Genomic DNA, 24,857 nt, shown 5'->3' with positions numbered 1-24,857 from the left:
GTAGGGCGACTGCTTGACATGTACACGCAGTTTGGCCTTAACCTGTAAGGCCTTACCGGTGGGTAGCATCCCCCGAGCCCGGACGTCCCATTCAGGAAATCGCGCCTTTGCGCCCGACAGCGGGCGCTGTCATGTCATTGGCCGGCCCCTGCACCGTGACTGTTACGGAGAATCCATGAGGCCCACTGCCCCCTCGGCCGATCTGGTCATTGGAATCACCCCCTTCCAGGAGCCGGACGCCGGCCTGACCGAGGCCTTGTGCCGAGCCGGCGCGCTGGGAGTGCTGGACCTGGGGACCGGCGACCGGCGGGCGCGGGAGGAACTCGCCGCGCTGCGCGAGCGGGCCCCCGGCCGGTTCGGGGTCCGGGTGGGTGACGGCTGCCGGCTCGGGCCGGACGACCTGGGCTCCCCCGAGCACTCCGGCGTGGACACCGTGGTGGTGGATTCCCGGGCCGCCGGCTGGGACGTCGGGCGGCTCGCCGACGGCTACCGGGTGCTGGTCGAGGTGACGGACCTGCCGGCGGCCCTGGCGGCGGTGGGCAGCGGGGCCCACGGACTGGTCGTCCGCGGCTGCGAGAGCGGCGGCCGGGTGGGGGACTTGAGCACCTTCGTCCTGCTGCAGCAGGTGCTGGCGGAGCCCGGGATCGACGTACCGGTGTGGGCCTGCGGCGGCATCGGGCCGCGCACCGCCACCTCCGCCGTGGCGGGTGGAGCGGCGGGGGTGGTCCTCGACAGCCAGCTGGCCCTGCTCGCGGAGTCCGCGGTCTCCGACGAGAGCGCGGCCGCGGTGCGCGGCATGGACGGCTCGGAGACCGGCGTGGTCGCTGGACGCAGAGTGCTGCGACGGGGCCGAAGAGGCGAAGCAGCCGGTGCACCGGCCGAGTTGCCGGTGGGCCAGGACGGCTTCCTGGCGGAGCGGTTCGCCACCCGGTGGCGGACGGCGGCCGCGGCGGTGCGCGCGGTGCGGGAGGGCGTGCTGGCGGGGCTCCGGTCGGCGGCCCCCGAGGGGTCGGCGGCAGCCCTGCTCGGCCGGCGAACACCGCTGAGCCGGGCCCTCGGCACCGCGCTGCCGGTGGCGCAGGGCCCGATGACCAGGGTCAGCGACCAGCCGGCCTTCGCGGCCGCGGTCGCCGAGGCCGGGGCGCTCCCCTTCCTGGCCCTTGCGCTGACCGACGCCGGGGGTACCCGTGACCTGCTCGCCCGCACCCGTGCCGCGGTCGGTGAACTCCCTTGGGGGGTGGGCATCCTGGGCTTCGCTCCGGAGGAGCTGCGCAACGCCCAGCTGGCCGAGGTGCTGGCCGCCCGGCCCGGCCACGCCCTGATCGCCGGCGGCCGCCCCTCGCAGGCGCGGGTGCTGGAGGAGGCGGGGATCCGAACCTTCCTGCACGTCCCCTCCCCCGGGCTGCTGCGGCAGTTCCTGGAGGACGGCGCACGCAGGTTCGTCTTCGAGGGCTCCGAGTGCGGCGGACACGTCGGTCCCCAGCACAGTTTCCCGCTGTGGGAGGCGCAGTTGGCGGTCCTGGAGGACTTCCTCGACGCCGCGGACGGACGGCGACCGGCCCCGGGCCGACCGCAGGCCGAGGGGACGCCGCAGGCCGACGGGACACCGCGGTTCGAGGGGCCACCGCGGGTCGAGGTGCTGTTCGCCGGGGGCGTGCACGACGAGCGGTCGGCGGCGATGGTGGCCGCGATGGCCGCACCGCTCGCGGAGCGCGGGATCGCGGCGGGGCTGCTGATGGGCACCGCCTACCTGTTCACGCAGGAGGCGGTGACGCTCGGCGCCGTCCAACCGCGGTTCCAGCACCAGGTGGTGGCCGCGCAGGGGACGGAACTGCTGCAGACCGCACCGGGCCACGCCACCCGCTGCGTGCCCAGCCCCTTCACCCGGGAGTTCACGGCGACCCGCGAGCGGCTGCGGGCCGAGGGCCTGCCCGAGCGCGAGGTGTGGGAGCGTCTGGAGCAACTGAACGTCGGGCGGCTGCGGGTCGCCAGCAAGGGCGTCGACCGCGTCCAGGAGGGGCTGGTCTCGGTCGACGAGCACGAACAACTCGACCGCGGGATGTTCATGGCCGGGCAGGTCGCCGTCCTGCGCTCGGCGACCACGACGCTCGGCGAACTGCACGCAGCCGTCACGACCGGCGCCGCCGCCTTCCTGTCCGCCGCTGCCACCGCGGCCCTGGAGCGCCTCGCGGGCGAGGAGCCGGCCGCGCCCGGGCCGGCCCCGCTGGAGATCGCGGTGATCGGCATGTCGGGCATGTTCCCGCAGGCCCCCGACCTGCCCGCGTTCTGGGCGAACGTGGTGGGCGGGGTGGACGCGGTCACCGAGGTCCCCGTCGAGCGCTGGGACCCGGCGGTCTACCACGCGCCGGACGGCGGGAGCGGCACGACCCCGTCCAAGTGGGGCGGCTTCCTGCCCCGGATCCCCTTCGACCCGCTGGCCTACGGCATTCCGCCGTCCGCGCTGGGCAGCATCGAACCGGTCCAGCTGCTGGCGCTGGAGGCCGCGCGCCGCGCCCTGGTCGACGCGGGCTACGACAGCGGGGTCGGTGACGGCGGGCGGCCCTTCGACCGGTCGCGGGCCGGTGTGGTGTTCGGTGCCGAGGCGGGCAGCGACCTGTCGAACGCCGGCGTGCTCGGCGCGGTCCTGCCGGCCTACCTTGGCCGCGTGCCCGAGCCGATCGCGCAGCAACTGCCCGTCCTGACCGAGGATTCCTTCCCCGGCATGCTGGCCAACGTCATCTCGGGGCGGATCGCCAACCGGTTGGACCTGGGCGGCGGCAACTTCACCGTGGACGCGGCGTGCGCCTCCTCGCTGGCGGCCCTGGACGTCGCCTGCCGGGAACTGGTCACCGGGACCGCCGACCTGGCCGTGTGCGGCGGCGCGGACCTGCACAACGGCATCAACGACTACCTCCTGTTCGCCTCGGTGCACGCGCTCTCCCCCACCGGGCGCTCCCGCCCCTTCGACGCGTCCGCCGACGGCATCGCGCTGGGCGAGGGCGTGGGCTGCGTGATCCTCAAGCGGCTCGCCGACGCCGAGCGGGACGGCGACCGGGTCTACGCGGTCATCCAGGGCATCGGCAGTGCGAGCGACGGCCGTTCGCTCGGACTGACGGCCCCGCGTCCCGAGGGCCAGCGCGCGGCGCTGGAACGGGCCTACCGCAATGCCGGGATCGGGCCTGAACAGGTGAGCCTGGTGGAGGCGCACGGCACCGGCACCGTGGTCGGCGACCGCACCGAACTGGCCACCTTGGAGGCGGTGTTCACCGAAGCCGGAGCCGCACCGGGCAGCTGCGTGCTGGGCTCGGTCAAGTCGCAGATCGGACACACCAAGTGCGCGGCCGGCCTGGCCGGCCTGATCAAGGCGGCGCTGGCGCTGCACACCGGCATCAGGCCACCGACCCTGCACCTGCGCCGGCCCCATGCGGCCTGGCAGGACGACAGCCCCTTCGTGTTCCACGACGAGGCCAGACCGTGGGCCCGGCCGCCGGCCGAACGGGTCGCCGGGGTCAGCGCGTTCGGCTTCGGCGGCACCAACTTCCACACCGTGCTGCGCGGTCACGCCGGTCCGACGCCCGTCCACGGCCTGCAGGAGTGGCCGGCGGAGCTGTTCACCTTCCGCGGCCGCGACCGGGCGCAGGCGCTGCGCGGGGTGGCCGAACTGCTGCGGCTCGCCCGGGCCGACGGCGCGCCGTGGCGGCTGCGCGACCTGGCACTGGCCGCGTCCCGGCGTGCGGAGGCGGGGCACGGGCCGGTGCAGGTCGCGATCGTGGCCTGCAGCGTCCCGGAGCTGGTCGACCTGCTGGGCCGGGCGTCGGCCGGGGAGCACGCGCCGGGCGCCGGCCTGCACCTGGCCGACCCGGACGGCGCCCCGGGCGGTGAGGTCGCGTTCCTCTTCCCCGGGCAGGGCAGCCAGAGGCCCGGCATGTTCGCCGAACTCTTCACCGTCTTCCCGCAGTTGCAGCGTCAGCTGCGGCTCGGAGGGGCGTACGCCGACCGGCTGCACCCCCCGGCCGCCTTCACTCCCGAGGCCCGCGAGGGGCAGCGCGCCGCGGTGACCGACACCCGGGTCGCCCAGCCGGTCCTGGGCATGACGGGCCTCGCCGCCCACGAACTGCTGGCCCTCGCCGGCGTACGTCCCGGCCTGGCCGGGGGCCACAGCTACGGCGAACTGGTCGCCCTGTGCGCCGCCGGGGCGCTCGCCGCCGAGGACCTGCCGGCGCTCAGCGCCGAGCGCGCCCGCTGCATCCTGGACGAGGTCGGCGAAGGAGCGGATCCCGGGGCGATGGCCGCCGTGACCGCCGACGCCCGCTCCGTCGAGCAGGTGCTGACGGCGGCGGGACTGGCCGGACGCGTGGTGGTGGCCAACCACAACGCGCCGCAGCAGACGGTCGTCTCCGGCCCCACCGACGACGTGACCGCGGCCGGCGTGCTGCTGCGCGAGGCGGGACTCGGCGTCAGGCGGCTGCCGGTCGCCTGCGCCTTCCACAGCCCGCTGGTCGCCGGCGCCGGCGAACGCTTCGCCGCGGCGCTGGCGGAGCGCGCCGTGCGGCCCCCGGAGTTCCCGGTCTGGTCCAACCGGACGGCCGCCCCCTACCCGGGCGATCCGGCGGCAGTCCGCGCCGAACTCGCCGCCCAGATCGGCGCGCCCGTGCGGTTCGTGGACCAGATCGAGGCCATGTACGGCGCCGGAGCCCGGGTGTTCGTCGAGGCCGGTCCCGGCACGGTGCTCACCCGCCTGGTGTCGGACGTCCTGGGGGACCGGCCGCACCGGGCGATCGCCCTCGAACGGCGGCGGGCCGGACTGGCCGGATACCTCGACGCGCTGGCCGAACTGGCGGTCGCGGGCGTGCCGGTCCGCACCGGCCGCCTGCTGCGCGGCCGCGACGCGGTGGAGGCCGGGCGGGCCGAGGCCCCGCGCCGCCCCGGCTGGGTGGTGGACGGCCACCTGGTGCGCACTGCCGCAGGAGACCTTCTGCCCGGCGCACTCGCGCCGGCCCGACGCGTACCGGAGACCCTGATGACGGCCCAGCAACCCGGCCCGCAGACCGGAGCCACCGAGAGCGGCGACGCGCTGATCGCGGACTTCCTGCGCACCACCCGGGAGTTGATCGCGGCCCAGCGTGACGTCCTGATGACCTACCTCGGGGCCGGGGCGGACGCTTCGGCCACGCCGCCGCCCGTGCCGCTGCCACCCGTGCCGCTGCCGCCCGTCGCCGCCGCTGGCGTCGCTCCCGCTCCCCAGGCCGCGCCCGCCCCGGCTCCGGCGGCCCCGGCTCCGGCTCTGGCCTCCGCTCCCGCTGCCGCCTCCGCCCCGGTGCCGGTCGCGGCCGGTGGGGTGGAGGAGGTGCTGCAGGTGGTGGTCGAGGTGATCGGGGAACGGACGGGCTATCCGGCGGACATGATCGAACCCGAGCTGGACCTCGAGGCGGACCTGAGCATCGATTCGATCAAGCGGACGGAGATCGTGGGCCTGCTGGCGCGACGGCTCGGCGGGGGCGCGGGTGGGGTACCGGAGCTGGACGACGCGCAGGTCGAAGAGCTGACCCGGGCCCGGACGGCCCTGGCCATCGCCCGCTGGCTCGCCACCCGTACCGAACCGGGCGCCTCGGCCGACACCGCCGACTTGGCCCACCCGGCGGCCGCAGCACCGGCCGACCCGGCCCACCCGGCGGCCGCAGCACCGGCTGACCCGGCTCACCCGGCGGCCCCGGCCCCGGCCCCGGCCGGGCACGAACCCCTGCGGCTGTGCTTCACCACCACCGCGCTGCCCGCCCCCGCGGCTGCGCCCGGGGCCCTGGCCGGCAAGCGCCTCGCCCTGCTCGGCGACGACGCCCACCGGTCCGCCGGCGCCCTCACCACCCGGCTCACCGCCCTCGGCGCGAGCGTGCTGCCCCTCGCGGCGACGCACGAACTGTCCGAGGGGGACGGCCCCGTGGACGGCGTCCTGCTCCTGGACCCGCTGCGTGAGGACGGCCCCCCGGTGCTGCCCGGTGCCGTGCCCGCGCTGCGAGCCGCCCTGGCCCGAGACCCGCACTGGCTGCTGGCCGCCCGACCGGCGACCCTTCCCGGGAACCCCGACCGGGAGGCCGACGGGCGGGGCGACGGACTGCGCGGTCTCTTCCGCAGCCTGGCCCGCGAATACCCGCACACCGCCGTGCGCCTCGTCGAGATCGAGGACCACGCCCGGCAGGCCCCGGACGCGCTGGTCGAAGAACTGCTGGCCGAGGACCGTGAACCGGTGGTGCTGCGCGGTCCGGCCGGACGCCGCGGTATCACGCTGGTGGAGACGGGCCTGGGCGCGGTGGCCGGCAGGGGGGCGGGGCCGGCCGGCGACGGCGCGGCGGAGGCCGCCGCCCTGGGCCTGGACCGGGACGCCGTGGTGCTGCTCGTCGGCGGGGCCCGTGGTATCACCGCACGGTTCGCCGCCGCTCTCGCCGGCGCCTCCCGCTGCCGGCTGGAGCTGCTGGGCCGCACGGCCGCGCCCGACGGTCCGGAGGATCCGGCGACCGCCGGCGCCCGCGACCGGGCCGACCTGCGCGGCGTCCTCGCCCGCCGGGGCGTCCCGCTGGCGCAGATCGACGCCGCCGTCTCCCGTGTGCTGGCCGGCCGCGAGGTCACCGCCACGCTCGGGGAACTGGCGGACCTGGGCTCCACCGCCCGCTACCGGACCGCCGACGCCGCCGACCCGGCCGCGCTGCGCCAGGCCGTCAAGGAGATCCACGCCGAGTACGGCCGACTGGACGGCGTCGTCTACGCGGCTGGCGTGATCGAGGACCGGGTCTTCGCCGACAAGGACCTCGCCTCCTTCCAGCGGGTCTTCGCCACCAAGGCGGACGGCGCCGCCGCACTGCTCGACGCCCTGGACGAGCTGCCGTCCGCACCCCGCTTCACCGTGCTCTTCGGCAGCGTCGCCGCCGCCCTCGGCAACCGGGGCCAGAGCGACTACGCGGCCGCCAACGACGCGCTCGAACAGACCGGCACCCGCTGGGCGGAGCGCACGGGCCACCGGGCACTGACCGTGCACTGGGGCCCCTGGGCGCCGACCGGCCGGCACGGCGGGATGGTCTCCCCCGAGCTCGCCCGGGACTACGCCCGCCGCGGCGTGCGCCTGATCGACCCGCAGGCCGGCACGCTGGCGCTGCTGCGGGAACTGGCCTGGGGCGACCCGGGCACCCGGGCCGTCGTCTACACCGCCTCCGGGTGGTGAGACCGTTGACGGGCACGCCCATGCCGCCGGTGGCCGTGGTGGGGATGGCGGTGCTGCTGCCGGGCGCCCCGGACCTGGCCGCCTACTGGCGGAACCTGGTCGACGGAGTCGACGCGATCACCGACCTGCCGGAAGGGCGCTGGGACGCCGGCTTCTACGACCCCGAGGCCTTGGCGGGGGTGGCCGCGCCGGACCGGCTCTACTGCCGGCGCGGCGGCTTCGTGGACGGGCTGGCGCAGGTGCAGCCGACCCGGTTCGGCATCATGCCGGCCTCCGTCCCCGGCACCGAGCCGGACCAGCTGATCGCGCTGCAGGTCGCCGACGCCGCCCTCGCGGACGCCGGCGGCGGCGACCGGCTGCCCGACCGCGACCGGGTCGGGGTGGTCCTGGGCCGCGGCGGCTACCTCACCCCGGGCCTGGTCCGCCTCGACCAGCGGGTCCGCGGTGCGCACCAGCTGGTGCGCACCCTGGGCGAGCTGCTGCCCGAGCTCTCGGCCGACCAACTGCGGCGCGTGCGCGAGGCGTTCACCGACCGGCTGGGCCCCGACCGCCCCGAGTCGGCGATCGGCCTGGTACCCAACCTGGCCGCCTCCCGGGTGGCCAACCGGCTGGACCTGCGCGGCCCCGCCTACACGGTCGACGCCGCCTGCGCGTCCTCCCTCGTCGCGGTCGACCAGGCGGTCGGCGAGCTGGCGACCGGACGCTGCGACGCCGTCCTGGCCGGCGGCGTGCACCACTGTCACGACGTCACGCTGTGGAGCGTGTTCACGCAGCTGCGGGCGCTCTCCCCGAGCCAGCGGACCCGCCCGTTCCACCGGAGCGCCGACGGCCTGCTGATCGGCGAGGGCACCGGCATGGTGGTCCTCAAACGGCTCGCCGACGCCGAGCGCGACGGCGACCGCGTGTACGCGGTGATCCGCGGCACCGGCGTGGCCAGCGACGGGCGGACCGCGGGGCTGACCAACCCCGACCCGGCGGGTCAGGGCCGCGCCGTCCGGGCGGCCTGGCGGGCGGCCGGGCTGGACCCCTCGGCGCCGGGTGCGCTCGGCCTGCTGGAGGCCCACGGCACCGCCACCCCTGCCGGTGACGCGGCCGAACTGGCCACGCTCGCCGAGGTGTTCGGCCCTGCCGTCGCAGGCGGGGAGCGGGCGGTGCTCGGCTCGGTGAAGTCGATGATCGGCCACACCATGCCCGCCGCCGGCATCGCCGGCCTGGTCAAGGCGGCGCTCGCGGTCCACCACGGGGTGCAGCTGCCGACCCTGCACTGCGAGGATCCGCACCCCGCGCTGGCCGCCACCCGCTTCCGCACGATCGGCACCGCGCAGCCCTGGGAGACGGCCGGCGGGGGCCCTCGACGTGCCGCGGTGAACGCCTTCGGTTTCGGCGGCATCAACGCCCACGTGGTCCTGGAGCAGGCCCCCGCCGGCTGCGGCGGCGTCCTGCCCGTCGCGCCGCCCGCCGTGCGGGCCGGACGGCAACGCCTGCGGGCCACCACCGAGGTGACCGAACCCGAGCGCTTGCTGCACCTGGCCGCCGACACCCCCGGGCGGCTGGCAGAGCTGCTGTCCGCGGACGACGCCACCGTGCTGGCCGCCGGCCGGTCCGAGCCGGACGGACCCGGCGGCCGCCCGGCTCCCCCGTGCCGGCTGGCGGTCGCCGACCCGACCGGGAAGCGGCTGGCCACGGCCCGGCGCGCCGTCGAGCGGGGCGCGCCCTGGCGCGGTCGCGGGGACGTCTGGTTCACCGCTGCGCCGCTGCTGGGCGCAGCCTCCGCCGGCCGGGGCGGTTCCGCCGCCGACCGGGGCAAGGTGGCGTTCCTCTTCCCCGGCCTGGAGGGCGACTTCACACCGCGGGTGGACGAGGTCGCCGACCACTTCGGCCTGCCGCGCCCCACCCTCGCCGACGGCACCCGGACCGACGACATCGGCCGGCACGGCGCGGGCGTCGTCACGGTCGGACGGCTCCTGGACGCCGCGCTGCGCCGCATCGGGGTGCGCCCCGACGCGGTGGCCGGACACAGCGTCGGCGAGTGGACCGCCATGATCACCGCCGGCCTCTACTCCGGCAGCCAGGTGGACGCCTTTCTGGACGCCTTCGACCCCGACGCGCTGCACGTCCCCGGGCTCGCCTTCGCCGCGCTCGGCGCCTCCGCCCACGACGTGCAGCAGACGCTGGCCGCCCTGGAGGGCACGGAGGGAACGGCGGGCACGGACCGGGTCGTCCTGTCGCACGACAACGCCCCGCAGCAGTCGATCGTGTGCGGCCCCGAGGGGCTCGTCGCCGAACTCGTCCGCGGGTTCCGCGCCCGTGGCGTGCTCGGCCAGGTCCTGCCGTTCCGGTCCGGCTTCCACACCCCCATGCTCGCCCCCTACCTGGCCCCGATCCGCCAGGCCGCCGAACGCTTCCGGCTGCACCGGCCGACCGTGCCGGTGTGGTCCGGGACCACGGCGTCACCCTTCCCCGAGACCGCGGCGGAGGTCCGCTCCCTGTTCCTGCGCCACCTGCTCGAACCGGTGCGGTTCAGACCGCTGGTCGAAGCCCTGTACGCGGCCGGGTTCCGCGCCTTCGTACAGGTCGGCCCCGGCCAGCTGGGGTCCCTGGTGGGCGACACGCTGGGCCGGCGGGACCACCTGGTGATCGCCGCGAACTCGCCGCACCGCGACGGACTCGCCCAGCTGCGCCGCCTCGCCGCCGCCCTGTGGGTCGAGGGCGCCGAGCCCGACGCGGCCGCTCTGCAGCCCGCCCGGGCCCGGACGCCGGACACCCGCACCACCCCTGCGGTTCGGCCGCACCCGTCCGTCCGGCTGGACCTCGGCGGAGCTCTCGTCTCGCTGGAGGCCGCCACCGTCGCGGCCGTGCGGTCCGCACTCGCGCCCGCCCTACCGGCCGCTGCGCAGGTGCTTGCGCCGAGCACCGTCGCACCCGGCACCGGCAGGCCCGGCAGCGCGGCACCCGGCACGCCCGGCACGCCCGGCACCGGCAGGCCCGGCAGCGCGGCACCAGTCGCACCCGGCACGCCCGGCGCCGTCGCACCGAGCACCGCAGCACCGGCCCGCGCCCAGGAGGGCTCCCCGGGCGCACTGCTCGACGCCCATCCGGTGGCGGCCGAGCTCGGCGCCCTCCTGCGCGACACCGAACGGGTCGTCACCGAGCTGCTCGCCCACCGCCGGCCGGCCGGCGCGCCACAGCGCCGGACCATCCCGGCACGGCCCGTCCGTCCTGGCCCTGCGCCGGCCCCGGAGCGACCGGCGCCGGCGTCGCACCCCGTCCCTGTCCCCGCCCCCGCCCCCGTCCGGGAGCACCCGCACCGCAGCAGCCGCCTGCACATCTCGACGGACACCATGCCCTACCTGCTCGACCACTGCTTCTACCGCCAGCGGCCGGGCTGGCCCGACCTGTCGGACCGCTGGCCGGTCGTCCCCGCCACCACGATCGTCCAGCACCTGATGGACGCCGCCGAGCAGGTCGAGCCGGGGCGGGTGACCATCGCCCTGCACGACCTGCGCTTCGGCCGGTGGGTGCCGGCCGCGGCCCCGCTCGACGTGGAGATCACGCTGCGGGACGCCGGCCCCGGTCGGCTCGCCGCCGCCTTCGGCGCCTACGCGACCGGAACCGCGGAACTGGCGGATCACCACCCGGACCCGCCCGGCCCGTGGCCGGCCGAGCCGTCGGGGGACCCCGGCACCCGCCGGGCCCCGATGCCCGCCGCCCGGCTCTACGAGGAGCGGTGGATGTTCCACGGCCCCGCGTTCCAGGGCCTGACCGCCCTGACGGAGCTCGGCGGGAACCACGTGCGCGGGGTGATCACCGCGCCCTCCGCGCCCGGTGCACTGCTCGACAACGTCGGCCAGTTGCTCGGGTACTGGATCATGGCCACCCACACCGAACGCAGCGTGGTCTTCCCCGTGGGCATCCGCCACCTGCGGCTGCACGGACCGCAGCCGCGCCCGGGCACCGAGCTGGACTGCCGGATCCGCATCACCGGGACCACCCCCACCACCCTCCAGGCCGACGTCCAACTCCTCGCCGGCGGCCGGGTCTGGGCGGAGATCGACGGCTGGCAGGACCGCCGCTTCGACAGCCACCCCGAGACCCGGCCGGTGGAACGCTTCGTCGAGCGCGCGACCCTCTCCACCCCGCAGCCCGGCGGCTGGGTCCTGCTCCACGAGCGCTGGCCCGACCTGGCCTCACGCGACCTGATCATGCGCAACCATCTCGGCGCGGCCGAGCGCGACCAGTACGACCGGCAGCCTCCGCGCGGCCGCCGGGCCTGGCTGCTGGGGAGGATCGCGGTCAAGGACGCGGTGCGGCGCCTGCTCTGGCAGGACTCGCCCGACCGGCCCTTCCCCGCCGAGATCCAGGTGTTCAACGACCCCTCCGGCCGCCCCCGGGTGCGCGGGCTGCACGGCAGGCTGCTGCCGGACCTGGAGGTCACCCTGGCCCACCGCAGCGAGCTCGCGGTCGCCCTCGCACGCCCCGCCCGCCGCACCGGCGCTCCGGGCCCCGGGACCTGCGCTCCGGGCCCCGGGATCGACGTGGAGGAGGTCACCGAGCGCCCCGCCGAGACCCTGCCCGTCGCACTGCTCCCGCGGGAGATCGAGCTCCTGACGCACTGCCAGGCCGCGGACGGCTCCTCGCGGGACGTCTGGTTCACGCGGTTCTGGGCCGCCAAGGAAGCGGTCGCCAAGGCCGAGGGCACCGGCCTCCGGGGCCGGCCGCACGACTTCACCGTGGTCACCGCGGGACCCGACTCCCTGCGGGTCGCCGTCACCACCCCCGAGGGGAGCCGCACCCACCTCGTGCGCTGCACCCTGATCGCCGGCCCGCCCGGCCCGCCCGGCCCGCCGCGACGCGACTACGTCGTGGCCTGGACCACCGATGACCCCGAGCACCACCACCCCGAGCACCGCGACCCCGAGCACCACCACCCCGAAGGACGGACGGCGTGACCACCAGCGAGCACCTCTCCCCCACCGGCCCCGAGATCCTCACGGAGATCACCGGCATGCTGGCCGCCGTGCTGGACGAGTACGGTCTCGACACCGCCGAGGTCACCATGGAGACCCGGTTCACCGAGGACCTCGGTCTGGAGAGCATCGACCTGGTCACCCTCGCCGGGCTGCTGCGCGAGCGCTGGGGCGACCGGATCAACTTCGCCGAGTTCATCGCCGACATGGAGCTCGACGAGATCATCGGCCTGACCGTGGGCCGGCTCGTCAGCCATGTCGAGGACCGGCTGAAGGACGCCGACCGGCTGCAGGAAGCGGACCGGCTGCCGACCGGCGACCGCCTGGCAGTCGCCGACCGGCTGCACGGCGCGGACCGGACCTGACATGGCCTTCGTCGACCTGGACGGGCTGCGCTGCCACGTGCAGCGGCTGGGCCCGCAGGACGGCGGCCCGCCGGCGGCCACCGTCGTCCTGCTGCACGGCCTGCTCACGGACAGCCTCGCCAGCTTCTACTTCACCCTGGCCCCCACCCTCGCTTCCGCCGGCCTCGACGTGCTGATGTACGACCACCGCGGCCACGGTCGCAGCGCCCGGCCCGTCACCGGCTACCGGCTCGAGCACTTCACCGACGACCTCGAAACCCTGCTGGAACGCTTGGACGTCCCCGGCCCGGTGCACCTGGTCGGCAACTCCTTCGGCGGCACGGTGGCGTTCGCCCTCGCCGCCCGCCGCCCCGAGCTGGTCGCCGGCATCCTGGCCATCGAGTCGGAACCGGCCTCCGCGGCATGGGCGGCGAAGCTGGACGGCATCCTGACGGACGCCGAGCGGAAGCTGGGCCGGGAGGCGGTCCTGCGGTGGATCGCCCGGCGCCGCGGCTCCCACACCGCCCGCCTCGCCCGCGCGGCCGGCACCCTGCTGGCCGAGACGACACTGGCCCGGGACGTCCCGGCGAGTCGGCTGCCCGCCGAGGCGGAACTGCGCGCCGTCGCCTGCCCGGTGCTGGCCGTCTACGGCGCGCAGTCGGACCTGGCCGAGCAGGCGGCCCCGCTCGAACGGCTGCTGCCACGGTGCCGGAGCGTCACCGTCCCGGGTCAGGAACACTCCGTCCTGGTCGAGACCCCCGACCGGGTCCGCGAGCTCACGCTCGCCTTCCTGGCCGACCACGGCGTCGACCTGCGCCACCAGCCGTCGGCGCCGTCCGCGGATCCGCCCGGGAAGCCGTCCGCGGACCGGACCGCGGACCGAACGGTGCAACCGGTCGGCGTGCGGGTCGCCGAGGGGAGCGCCCGGTGAGCCGGTTCCTGTTCGTCGTCCCGCCCCTCGTCGGGCACGTCAACCCGGCCGTCGGCGTCGCGGCCGAACTGACCGCCCGCGGCCACCGGACCGCCTGGGCCGCCCTTCCCGAAGCGATCGCGCCGCTGGCCGGACCGGACGCCGAGATCCACCCCTGCGCCGTCGCGCCACCGACGGACCGCGGTCCCGCTCCCGGCCCGCTCGAACAGACCTACCGGCGCCCGCCGGAGCTGCGCGGCACCGCCGCGCTGAAATACCTGTGGGAGAGCTTCCTGGTCCCCCTCGCCGACGCGATGGCCCCCGGTGTCGAGGCCGCGATCGCGCGGTTCCGCCCCGACGTCCTCGTCGTGGACCAGCAGGCCCTCGCCGGCGCACTGGTCGCCGAGCGCCACGGCCTGCCCTGGGCCACCTCCGCGACGACCTCGGCCGAGTTCACCGGCGCGCTGGCGGGCCTGCCGCTGGTCGAATCCTGGATCCGCGGCCTCCTCGACGGACTGCGCGGACGCATCGGCGACCCGGGCCGGACCACCGACCCCCGCTTCTCCCCGCACCTCGTGCTCGCCTTCACCACACCGGAGCTGACCGGGCCGACCCCCGACGGCGCCGACCGGCCGATCCGCTTCGTCGGCCCGGTCATCACCGCCCGCCCCACCGAACCGCCCTTCCCCTGGGACTGGCTGGACCCGGGCCGCGCCACCGCCCTGGTCACCCTCGGCACGGCCAACACCGACACCGGCACGGCGTTCCTCACCGCCTGCCACCGCGCGGTGCGGGAGCGCTCCGCCCGCCTCCAGGCGGTGATCGCCGACCCGGGCCGCACCCTCGCGGACCCGCCCCCCGACGCCGACGTCCTGGTCCTGCCCGCCGTCCCGCAGTTGCGGCTGCTGGAACACCTCGACGCGGTGGTCTGCCACGCCGGCCACAACACGGTCTGCGAGTCGCTGTGGTACGGCGTGCCCCTGGTCGTCGCACCGATCCGCGACGACCAGCCGGTGGTGGCCGGGCAGGTGGCGGCGTCCGGTGCCGGCGTCCGGGTGCGGTTCGGCCGCGCCGACGCCACCCGTCTCGGCCAGGCCCTCGACGCGGTCGTCCTCGACACCGCCCACCGCTCGGCCGCCCGGCGCATCGGCGACTCCTTCCGGGCCGCCGGCGGCGCGGCTGCGGCCGCCGGCCACCTCGAACAGCTGACCAGGCCCCGGCCCGAACCCGCGGAGGAACCGTCCCGATGACCACGGCAGACCCCCGGCAGCCATCGGCCGGCACGGCAGCAGAAGGCCCCACCGATCGCGTCGCCGCCCTTCGACCCGCCTACCAGGCCGATCTGGCCGACGGCACCGGCCGCTTCTTCCACCCCCGCCGCACCGACTGCCCGTGGTGCGCCTCCACCGCGCTGCGCACCCGCCTGCACACCACCGACCTGCTGCAGCACAAGCCCGGCCGCTTCGTCCTGGACACCTGCGGGGACTGCGGGCACACCTTCCAGAATCCCCAGCTGAACGACAAGGGGCTGGAGTTCTACTACCGCGACTTCTACGACGGTCTCGGCGAACAACGCCTGGCCAAGACCTTCGCGGGCCGCGCCGCCCTCCACCGCAGGCAGGCCGGCTCGGTGCTCCCGCACAGCCCGACGCCCCGGGACTGGCTGGACGTCGGCACCGGACACGGCCACTTCTGCGCCACCGCCCGCGACGTCTTCCCCGGCACCGGGTTCGACGGGGTGGACCTCAGCCAGGGCGTCGAACTCGCCGAGCGGGAAGGCCGGTTGCGACGCGGCCTGCGCGGCCTGCTCCCCGAGCTCGCGCCCCGTCTGGCCGGTCAGTACGACGTGGTGAGCATGCTGCACTACCTCGAGCACACCACGGACCCCGCCCGGGAACTGGCCGCGGCCCACCAGGTGCTGCGCCCCGGAGGACTGCTGCTCGTCGAGGTCCCCGACCCCGGCAGCCGCTTCGCGCGCCTGCTGGGACGGTGGTGGCTGCCGTGGCTGCAGCCGCAGCACCTGCACCTGACCCCCGTCGCCAATCTGCGCCGGCGGCTGGAGGCCATCGGCTTCACCGTGGTGGCGGAACAACACGGCGAGGCACACGACCCGATCGACCTGCTGGCCGCCGCCTGGCTGCTGCTGGACCACCTCGCCCCGCGCGAGGACGCCCCCTGGCACCCCGACGGCCCGCCCGGGCTCCTGCGGCGGATCCTGCGCCCGGCACTGCTCCTGGCCGGCGCCCCGCTCCTGATCGCCGCGATGCTGCTCGACCGACTCCTGGCCCCGATCGCCGGCCGCACCGGCCATTCCAACGCCTACCGCCTCCTCGCCCGCCGCACCACCTGAGCCGGGCCGCCGGGCCGGCCGCTTCGGAAAGGCACGGCCCGGCCCCCCCGGCAGCCCACCACGCACCCCGGCCTCGCCATCAATACCGTTGCCCGGTGTCGAGCCCCGTGAGATCATCGGGGTTCATCGGTCCGTCTCCTTCCGTTTGCGCTCGGCCGGGCAAAGGGAGAGTGCGGGCCGTTTCCATGTCCACGGTTTCGAGCGATCCACCGATGTCCGCGAATGATGGGTACCGTCTGATGCACACACCGGAGCCGGCAGAGGCCTGTGTCGAGGATTCGAGCACCATCCTGGTTGCGCCTTCGGTGTTGCACGGCGAGGACGTGATCAGGGACTTCCTCGGGTCCACGATCACGCCGGAGGACCTCGCTTCCGGTTCGCCGGACCTCACGCAGAAGACCGTGTACCTGTGCGGCGACGTGTCAGGGATCAGCCGCCGCCACCTGCATGCGGCTTCACGGGTCTTCGTCGTCCGGGAGTTGTCGCACGGCTACCACCAGGACGCCGACGAACCATGGACCCTGATCGACCTCGGCCCGGTCCCCACCCGCGTCCACGGCGTCGGCGTGTACTACCACCGCTTCTTCGGGCTCGACGCCGATCACTTCGGACGGATCCGGTCGGAGCACACCTTCCAGGCCCTGACGGAGTCCACCAAGCCCGGAACAGCCCATCGCAGCGGCATCTATCTGACGCCCGTCACGCGGCACGGTGACGAGCTGCACTTCCGTCTGCTCCGGTGCTCCACGAATCTGTCGGGACCGACCGAGAACTTCCGCCCGACCGACACGCGCATCGTCGAGGCTCTGAACCGCGAGGCCGGCACCGTCTTCCGGAACCAGGCACCGCTGAACCACGTCCTCGCCCAGATCTACCACAACACCCTCGCCACGGCCGAGCGCAAGCAGTCCAAGGCCAGGATCTCGTCCCATGCCGACAAGACCAAGGACATGCCCGTCAACGGCATCATGGCCTTCTGCACCTTCTACGACCGGCTCGACAACCTGAAGCCGCTGGCCGAGGACGCCTTCGACTACGGCGTGAAGGGCATCAGCGGGCTCACCAAGCTCCACTTCCGCCTCAAGGAGCCGATCGGGGAGCAGAACGGGGTCGCCCTCCCCGCGCAGTTCACCCTGACCCTCCACCCGGGCTCCGTCTTCTTCATGCCGCTCTCCACCAACCGCCTCTACACGCACGAGATCCGGCCTTCAGCGCTGGACGCCGCGCTGCTCCCGACCCGCCTGGGATACGTGGTGCGCTGTTCGAGCGCCGAGGCCGTTCACGAGAACGACCACACGTTCCTCAAGGTGGGCGGGGAGCGGGTGAGGCTGGGGCCACCCACACCGGCCGGCATGAACGAGCTGCGCAGGCTGTACGCGGAGGAGAACAGGACCTCGTCCTTCATCGACTACGGCGACGAGTTCACCTTCAGCATGAACACGGGAGACTACCTTGCCCCCCGGTTCTAGGATCTCGGACGAGGTCGTCTCGTACGCCCTGCCGACCGAGGAGAACCTCTTCCCGGAGCTGTCCGCCTCGGCTCGGCTGGAAGACCTGGGAAGAGGTCGGCGCGGGGCCACGCTCGCCAAGCTCGACGAGGCGGGAGACGTGCCCCTCGTGCGCACCACCACCGGCTACAGCAGCCCGACGCAGCGCTTCCGCCCGGTGCACGAACGGCTGGCGCAACGGGTTCGGGAACTCGCCGCGCTTCCGGTCGACTTCAACAACGCCCTCATCGAGGTCTACACGGACGCCTACAGAACCATGGGCAGCCATTCCGACCAGGCCCTCGACCTGGCCGACGAGTCGTTCATCGCCGTCTTCAGCTGTTACCAGGACCCCGAAGCGAGCCCGCCGAGGAAACTGGTCTTCGAGGAAAAGGAGTTCGGCGGCGAGGGGTTCGAGATCCCCCTGGCCCACCACAGTGTCGTGACGTTCTCCGTCGACGCGAATCGGCGGCTCAGGCACAGGATCGTGCTGGACGCGCCCGGCCGAACGGGGGACAACCGATGGCTGGGCGTCACCTTCCGCACATCGAAGACACCCGTCCGGTTCCGCGAAGGGCATGCGTACCTCCCGCACGGTGCACGCCTCACGCCCGCCGACGACGACCAGAGGCGCGAGTTCTACCGACTGCGGCGCCGCGAGAACCAGGAAACGGACTTCGTCTACCCGCTGCTGACGTACACCGTCAGCGAGAGCGACCTGATGCCGCCCGTGTGACCTCGAAGGGCTCACCGGGGGCCGCCGAGGAAGACCCCGGCGGCGCCCGCCGCCGGCTCACCGTCCGATCCGAACGAAGGGGCACGCACCTCCTCGTCGACCTCGGCCCGGCCGCCGCCCCGACCTGCTACAAGAAGCCCGCGTAGCCTGCCACGTGGGACACCCGCTCAGGCCGGCGCCGGGGCTTCCTCGACCTCTAGCCCGTAGGCGACGACGGCTTGGCGCAGTCCGCCCGGGTATCCGGCGATGGCCGGGGTGAAGTCCCAGTTGCCGGCGGCGTCGCGATCGAACCGGCCCATCCGCATCGCGGTGTTGGCCGCGGCGCCGTCGGCCAGGTGCGCCACGGCCGGGTCCTGGTCGGCGCCGGCTTCGAGGATCAGCGCCGGCCCGGCGAACCCGGCCATGGTCGCCTCCGGATGGTTCTCGACGTCGGCCGCGGCGATGATGACCAGCCGGTCGGCCTCAGCGGGGAGCCCGTCGAAGTCGACCATGAGGCAGGCATTGGCGTCGTCGTAGCCGGTGACCAGACGCACCGAGCCGTCGGGCGTGGAGCAGTTGTTGTAGAACACCAGGTGATCGTCCGACAGGGCCTTGTTACCCCCGCACACCAGGGCTGCGATGTCGTACTCGTCCTCGCCGGTCCAGTGGAGGAGGAGGCGGGCAGGCTCGGCGGCCACCTCGATCCCGGGCAGTCCCTCGCCGTCTGCACCGACGCCGCCTGCGGCGCCGTGGCGGGCCGCCGCGAACACTTCGTGGAAGCCGTGGTGCTTGAGCAGGCCGACCAGCTCGGCGCCGTTGATCAGGGTGATCGGCTTGCCGGAGACGAACTGGTGCGAGCTCGGGCCGAACCTGCTCGTTGTGACGAGGACGGCCTTCGTCGCGTCCCGGTCGTGCTGAAGGGTGCCGTAGAGGTCGCGGACGGCCGAGGGCGTCACCGTGTCCCGATACCGCTTGACCTGCACGATCACGTTCCCGCCGCGGAACGGATCCGGATCGGTCCCTCGCACGTCCACCCCGCCGTCCCGCGACCTGGCGGTGAGCTCGACCTTCATGCCCATGGCCTCCATCAACCGGGCCACGAGCAGCTCGAAGTCGACCGGCTCCATCGTCAGGAGGAGCTGGAGCTCACGCACGCGCTTCGCCATCCGGCCGCGGTTCGCCGTGGTGTCGTCGCGGAGGTGACGGAACAGCAGCCGCTGCGCGCGGCGCTCGTCGGTGTCGGGGTTGTTGAGGCGGTGAAGCTTCCGACTCCGGGACATGGGTGCTCCCTCGAAGATGACCGGCGGTTGGCAGGCGCCAGAGTATGGGAACGAATGACTATTCGTCAGGCATGTCTCACAATTGACGATTTCGCCATGACCGCCTCATGTCGGAGCGCCCACCCATGCCGGACGATCCGCCCCCCACACACACACCTCCCGTCGGGGGGCGGGGGCGGGCGCGTCGGGTGGGAGTGCCGCGTGCTCGTGCGTCGCGTGCGACGGCGCGTGTGCGTGCGACGTGCGGGCCGCCGGGGACGGGAGGCCGTCCGATGCGCCACGCGAGGCCAGTGGCGTCAGGTCCATGCACAGAGCGCGCCTGGCGTCAGGCGAATGCACAGAATGCGCCCCCTTACTCCACCATGCGCCCCCAACGCCACCACACCTCCTGCACATTCTCTATGCCTCGCCCGTCTCTCCGGGATATCACCGACACATGCGTACGCGACAGCCGAGGGATCGGGCATCGGCGTGAGGGGGGCATCCACCGTGCAGTCAGGAACGCAGGACCTCCGGCCGGAGGGTCGGACCGAGAGCGAGTACGAACCGTCGTTCGCGCAACACCGCATGTGGTTCCTCGACCGCCTGGGGGGCGGTCGCGGTGCCGAGTACATCGCGTCACCGATGTGGTGCGTCCACGGTCCGCTGGAGAGACCGGTGCTGGAGCGGGCAGTGGCCGGACTGCTGGAGCGGCACGCGTCGCTGCGTACGCGCTTCGTCGAACGCGACGGTGTGCCCCGCGCTCTGGTCGCCGACCGGTCGGACGTGCGGATCGAGTGGCGCGATGCCGTCGACGCCGCCGAGGTGGCGCGGCAGGCCGAGGCCGTGGCGGGCCGACCGTTCGACCTCGCCTCGGGACCGCTGATACGGGTCGTCGTCTGGCGCCTGGGTCCGACCGAGCACGTCCTGCTGGTCGCCGTCCACCACATCGTCTCGGACGGCTGGTCGCTGGGCGTGCTGCTGCGCGAGCTGGGCGCGCTGTACGCGGGTGACGCGCTGCCCGATCTCCCCGTCCAGTACGCGGACTTCGCGCGCTGGCAGCGCCAGGAGCTGACCGGCGCGAGCCTGGAGCGGGGCCTGGGCTACTGGCGCGAGCGGCTGGCCGCGCTGCCGGCCCTGGAGCTGCCCACCGACCGGCCCCGGCCCGCAGAGCCCTCCTGGGCCGGCGCCACCCGCGAGTTCACCCTCGAACCCGAGCTCGTCGCCCGGCTGGAACGCCTGGGCCGGGCCCACGGCGCCACCCTCTACATGACCCTGCTCGCCGCGTTCCAGATCCTGCTCGGCCGCTGGAGCGGACAGCGCGACTTCGGCATCGGCGTCCCCGTCGCCGGACGCGGCCGCCCCGAAGTCGAGCACCTCATCGGCCTCTTCGTCAACACCCTGGTCATGCGCGCCGACCTCACCGGCGACCCGACCTTCACCGACCTCCTCACCCGCGTCCGCGACCACACCCTCGACGCCCTCGACCACCAGGACGTGCCCTACGAGCGGATCGTCCGGGAGCTGCGGCCGGATCGCCCGGACACCGACTCCCTGATCGACGCCTGGTTCGCCATGCAGAACCTGCCGGACGCCGCCCCGGCCCCCGGCGCGCTGCGGTTCAGCGACTTCGGGACCGACCGGCCCCGGGCCCTCTTCTCGGTGTCCCTGTTCGCCCAGCCGCGTGCGGACGGGGTGGCGATGACCTTCGTCTACCGCACCGATCTGTTCGACGCGGCGACGATCGACCGGCTGGTCCAGGGCTGCCGCACCCTGCTCACCACCATCGCCACCGACCCCGACACCCCCCTCAGCGAACTCCCCCTGCCCGCCGAGGAGATCCGGACCCTACGACAGCTCGGCACCGGCGAACTCCCCACCCCCGCACGGGACACCATCACCCAGTTCGAGGACCAGGCCCACCGCACCCCGGACGCCATCGCCGTCCGCACCGGCGACCCCCCCCTCCCCTACGCCGAACTCAACCCCCGCGCCAACCGCCTCGCCTGGTGGCTCCACGACCACGGCGTCACCACCGAAACACCCGTCGCCGTCCGCCTGCCCCGCGGAACCGACATGCTCACCGCCGTCCTCGCCATCCTCAAAGCCGGCGGCGCCTACGTCCCCATCGACCCCGCCTGGCCCACCGAACGCGTCGACCACATCCGCACCGACGCCGGAGCCCACCTCCTCCTCGACGGCCCTCTCCCCACCACCGACCGCGACGACAACCCCCCACCCCACCTCCACGACCAACAACTCGCCTACATCATCTACACCTCCGGCTCCACCGGACGCCCCAAAGGCGTCGGCATCCCCCGCGCCAACCTCACCGCCCACACCACCCGCATACGCCGCCGCTTCGCCCTCGGCCCCACCGACCGCGTCCTCCAGTTCGCCGCCCTCGCCTTCGACGCATCAGCCGAACAGATCTTCCCCGCCCTCACCTGCGGCGCCACCCTCGTCCTCCCCGACCACGGCCTCATCACCCCCACCCGGCTCCTCACCGACCTCGACCACCACGGCGTCACCGTCGCCAACCTGCCACCGGCCTACTTCCGGGAACTGATCGGCGAGTTGAGCGACCGGGAGGCCGGTCTCCCGGTCTCGCTGCGGCTGATGATCCTGGGCGGGGACGTGGTCCGGCCGGCCGAGGCGCGCAGTTGGACGGCGCGGTACCCGGACGTCGAGCTGCTGAACGCATACGGGCCGACCGAGGCGACGATCACCACCACCCTGTTCGAGATCACACCCGACAGCACCCACCGCCCCGACGGCATCCCCATCGGCCGCCCCATCGGCGACCGCCACCTCCACCTCCTCGACCCCCACCTCACCCCCACCCCCCTCGGCACCATCGCCGAACTCCACATCGGCGGCACCCAACTCGCCCGCGGCTACCTCGGCCGCCCCGCCCTCACCGCCGACCACTTCCGCCCCGACCCCCACACCGACCAACCCGGCGCCCGCCTCTACCGCACCGGCGACCTCACCCGCTGGACCACCGACGGCCACCTCACCTACCACGGCCGCACCGACCACCAGATCAAGATCCGCGGCTACCGCATCGAAACCGGCGAAATCGAAACCCGCCTCCGCGAACACCCCCGCATCCACGACGCCGCCGTCACCACCCACCACGACCGCCTCATCGCCTACCTCACCACCACCGACACCACCAACCCCCACACCACCACCCAGCACATCCGCGAATGGCTCGCCGAACGACTGCCCGACTACATGGTCCCCACCCTGCTCATCACCCTCGACGAACTCCCCCGCACCGTCGGCGGCAAGACCGACCGCACCCGCCTCCCCGACCCCGACGACCACCGGCCCGAGCCGTCCGGCACCAACGAGCCGCCGCGTGACGCCACCGAACAGGCCGTCGCCGAGGTCTGGCAGGAGGTGCTGCAGCTCGACCGGATCGGCATCCACGACAACTTCTTCGACCTCGGCGGCCACTCCCTCCTCGCCACCCTGGCCGTGGCCCGCCTGACCAAGGCGCTGGAGCGGCCCGTCGACGTCCGCCTGTTCTTCGAGCGGCCGACCATCGCCGAGTTCGCGGCCGCCCTGCCGGCCGCGCCGTCGCGCCCCGAGCCGCAGATCGGCCGCATGGTCCGCAGCGGCGACTTCCCGCTCTCCTTCGCCCAGGAGGGCCTGTGGTTCCTGCACCGGCTCGCCCCCGAGGCCCCCGACTACACGGCGGCCCTGGCCTGGCGCGTCGAGGGCGAACTCGACCGGGCACGCCTGGACCGGGCGCTGGGGCGGCTCGCCGCCCGCCACGAGTCGCTGCGCACCACCTTCCCGCTGGTCGACGCGGAGCCCGTGCAGCGGGTGGCTGCCGCGCCGGAGCTCACCGCCGTCTGGCACGACCTGTGCGGACTCGACGACCCGTACGGCGAGGCGGTCCGGCAGGCCGGCGAGGACTTGCACCAGCCGTTCGACCTGGCGGCGGGCCCGCTGGTCCGGGTGACGGCCTGGCGGCTCGGCCCCGAGGACCACCTGCTCGTCCTGGCGCTGCACCACATCGTCTCGGACGGCTGGTCGCTGGGCGTGCTGGTCCGCGAGCTGGGCGCGCTGTACGAGGGCCGGACACTGCCCGATCTCCCCATCCAGTACGCGGACTTCGCGCACTGGCAGCGCCAGGAACTGACCGGCGCGACCCTGGAGCGGGGCCTGGGCTACTGGCGCGAGCGGCTGGCCGCGCTGCCGGCCCCGGAGCTGCCCACCGACCGGCCCCGGCCCGCCGAGCCCTCCTGGGCCGGCGCCACCCGCGAGTTCACCCTCGAACCCGAGCTCGTCGCCCGGCTGGAACGCCTGGGCCGGGCCCACGGCGCCACCCTCTACATGACCCTGCTCGCCGCGTTCCAGATCCTGCTCGGCCGCTGGAGCGGACAGCGCGACTTCGGCATCGGCGTCCCCGTCGCCGGACGCGGCCGCCCCGAAGTCGAGCACCTCATCGGTCTCTTCGTCAACACCCTGGTCATGCGCGCCGACCTCACCGGCGACCCGACCTTCACCGACCTCCTCACCCGCGTCCGCGACCACACCCTCGACGCCCTCGACCACCAGGACGTGCCCTACGAGCGGATCGTCCGGGAGCTGCGGCCGGATCGCGACGCGGGCCGGTCGCCGCTGTTCCAGGCCATGTTCGACCTCGAGGTCCGTTCCATCGCCCTGCCCCGGCTCGGTTCCGCTCGGCTGCACACCGCCGAGATCCCCTTCGGGGTCACCAAGTTCGACCTGATGTTCACCTTCACCACCGATCCGGGGGCGGCCGGCGGCTTCGTGCAGTACCGCACCGATCTGTTCGACGCGGCGACGATCGACCGGCTGATCCAGGGCTGCCGCACCCTGCTCACCACCATCGCCACCGACCCCGACACCCCCCTCAGCGAACTCCCCCTGCCCGCCGAGGAGATCCGGACCCTACGACAGCTCGGCACCGGCGAACTCCCCACCCCCGCACGGGACACCATCACCCAGTTCGAGGACCAGGCCCACCGCACCCCGGACGCCATCGCCGTCCGCACCGGCGACACCACCCTCACCTACGCCGAACTCAACACCCGCGCCAACCGCCTCGCCTGGTGGCTCCACGACCACGGCGTCACCACCGAAACACCCGTCGCCGTCCGCCTGCCCCGCGGAACCGACATGCTCACCGCCGTCCTCGCCATCCTCAAAGCCGGCGGCGCCTACGTCCCCATCGACCCCGCCTGGCCCACCGAACGCGTCGACCACATCCGCACCGACGCCGGAGCCCACCTCCTCCTCGACGGCCCCCTCCCCACCACCGACCGCGACGACAACCCCCCACCCCACCTCCACGACCAACAACTCGCCTACATCATCTACACCTCCGGCTCCACCGGACGCCCCAAAGGCGTCGGCATCCCCCGCGCCAACCTCACCGCCCACACCACCCGCATACGCCGCCGCTTCGCCCTCGGCCCCACCGACCGCGTCCTCCAGTTCGCCGCCCTCGCCTTCGACGCATCAGCCGAACAGATCTTCCCCGCCCTCACCTGCGGCGCCACCCTCGTCCTCCCCGACCACGGCCTCATCACCCCCACCCGGCTCCTCACCGACCTCGACCACCACGGCGTCAC

General features: G+C 74.4%; 10 protein-coding genes and 1 pseudogene. 10 read left to right on the top strand and 1 reads right to left on the bottom strand.

Annotated elements, in window-relative coordinates; genetic code table 11:
* Positions 1-175 precede the first annotated feature (175 nt).
* The 9 genes and pseudogenes from MCM47_RS06270 (at position 176) to MCM47_RS06230 (ending at position 18,150) form a co-directional block, all read left to right on the top strand.
* A complete protein-coding gene (locus tag MCM47_RS06270; RefSeq protein ID WP_238859326.1) occupies positions 176-7,210 on the top strand; it encodes a type I polyketide synthase in 7,035 nt (2,344 codons plus the stop codon).
* Between the two features lie 20 nt (positions 7,211-7,230).
* Positions 7,231-12,159 (top strand): type I polyketide synthase, encoded by a 4,929-nt coding sequence (locus tag MCM47_RS06265; protein ID WP_238860034.1) that lies wholly within the window; start codon positions 7,231-7,233, stop codon positions 12,157-12,159.
* 56 nt (positions 12,160-12,215) lie between these two features.
* Positions 12,216-12,461, top strand: a pseudogene (locus MCM47_RS06260) (phosphopantetheine-binding protein); the annotation flags it as partial.
* 82 nt (positions 12,462-12,543) lie between these two features.
* A complete protein-coding gene (locus MCM47_RS06255) occupies positions 12,544-13,452 on the top strand; it encodes an alpha/beta fold hydrolase (RefSeq protein ID WP_238859324.1) in 909 nt (302 codons plus the stop codon).
* The gene (locus MCM47_RS06250) at positions 13,449-14,681 is read left to right on the top strand and encodes a glycosyltransferase (RefSeq protein ID WP_238859323.1); all 1,233 of its coding nucleotides are present in this window, start codon (positions 13,449-13,451) and stop codon (positions 14,679-14,681) included. The genes MCM47_RS06255 and MCM47_RS06250 overlap by 4 nt, the downstream gene beginning before the upstream one ends.
* Entirely contained in the window at positions 14,678-15,781 is a 1,104-nt protein-coding gene (locus MCM47_RS06245) for a class I SAM-dependent methyltransferase (protein ID WP_238859322.1), read from the top strand. The genes MCM47_RS06250 and MCM47_RS06245 overlap by 4 nt, the downstream gene beginning before the upstream one ends.
* 239 nt (positions 15,782-16,020) lie before the next feature.
* Complete coding sequence (locus tag MCM47_RS06240) at positions 16,021-17,250, top strand: hypothetical protein (RefSeq protein WP_238859321.1); 1,230 nt, start codon at positions 16,021-16,023, stop codon at positions 17,248-17,250.
* On the top strand, positions 17,234-18,004 hold the full coding sequence (locus MCM47_RS06235) for a hypothetical protein (protein ID WP_238859320.1): 771 nt from the start codon (positions 17,234-17,236) through the stop codon (positions 18,002-18,004). Before MCM47_RS06240 ends, MCM47_RS06235 begins: the two co-directional genes overlap by 17 nt.
* Positions 18,001-18,150, top strand: coding sequence for a hypothetical protein (locus tag MCM47_RS06230; protein WP_238859319.1), 150 nt, complete (start codon positions 18,001-18,003; stop codon positions 18,148-18,150). The genes MCM47_RS06235 and MCM47_RS06230 overlap by 4 nt, the downstream gene beginning before the upstream one ends.
* A gap of 21 nt (positions 18,151-18,171) precedes the next feature.
* Here MCM47_RS06230 and MCM47_RS06225 read toward each other — a convergent pair whose 3' ends face one another.
* The gene (locus MCM47_RS06225) at positions 18,172-19,263 is read right to left on the bottom strand and encodes a restriction endonuclease (protein ID WP_238859318.1); all 1,092 of its coding nucleotides are present in this window, start codon (positions 19,261-19,263) and stop codon (positions 18,172-18,174) included.
* Between the two features lie 54 nt (positions 19,264-19,317).
* On the opposite strand from MCM47_RS06225, the gene MCM47_RS06220 reads away from it, so the two are divergent.
* The coding region (locus MCM47_RS06220; protein WP_308222290.1) for a non-ribosomal peptide synthetase at positions 19,318-24,857 on the top strand (5,540 nt) is incomplete at its 3' end.

This window comes from Kitasatospora sp. A2-31, assembly GCF_022288725.1.
GTDB lineage: Bacteria > Actinomycetota > Actinomycetes > Streptomycetales > Streptomycetaceae > Kitasatospora.
This window is presented reverse-complemented; position numbering and strand designations above follow the sequence as displayed.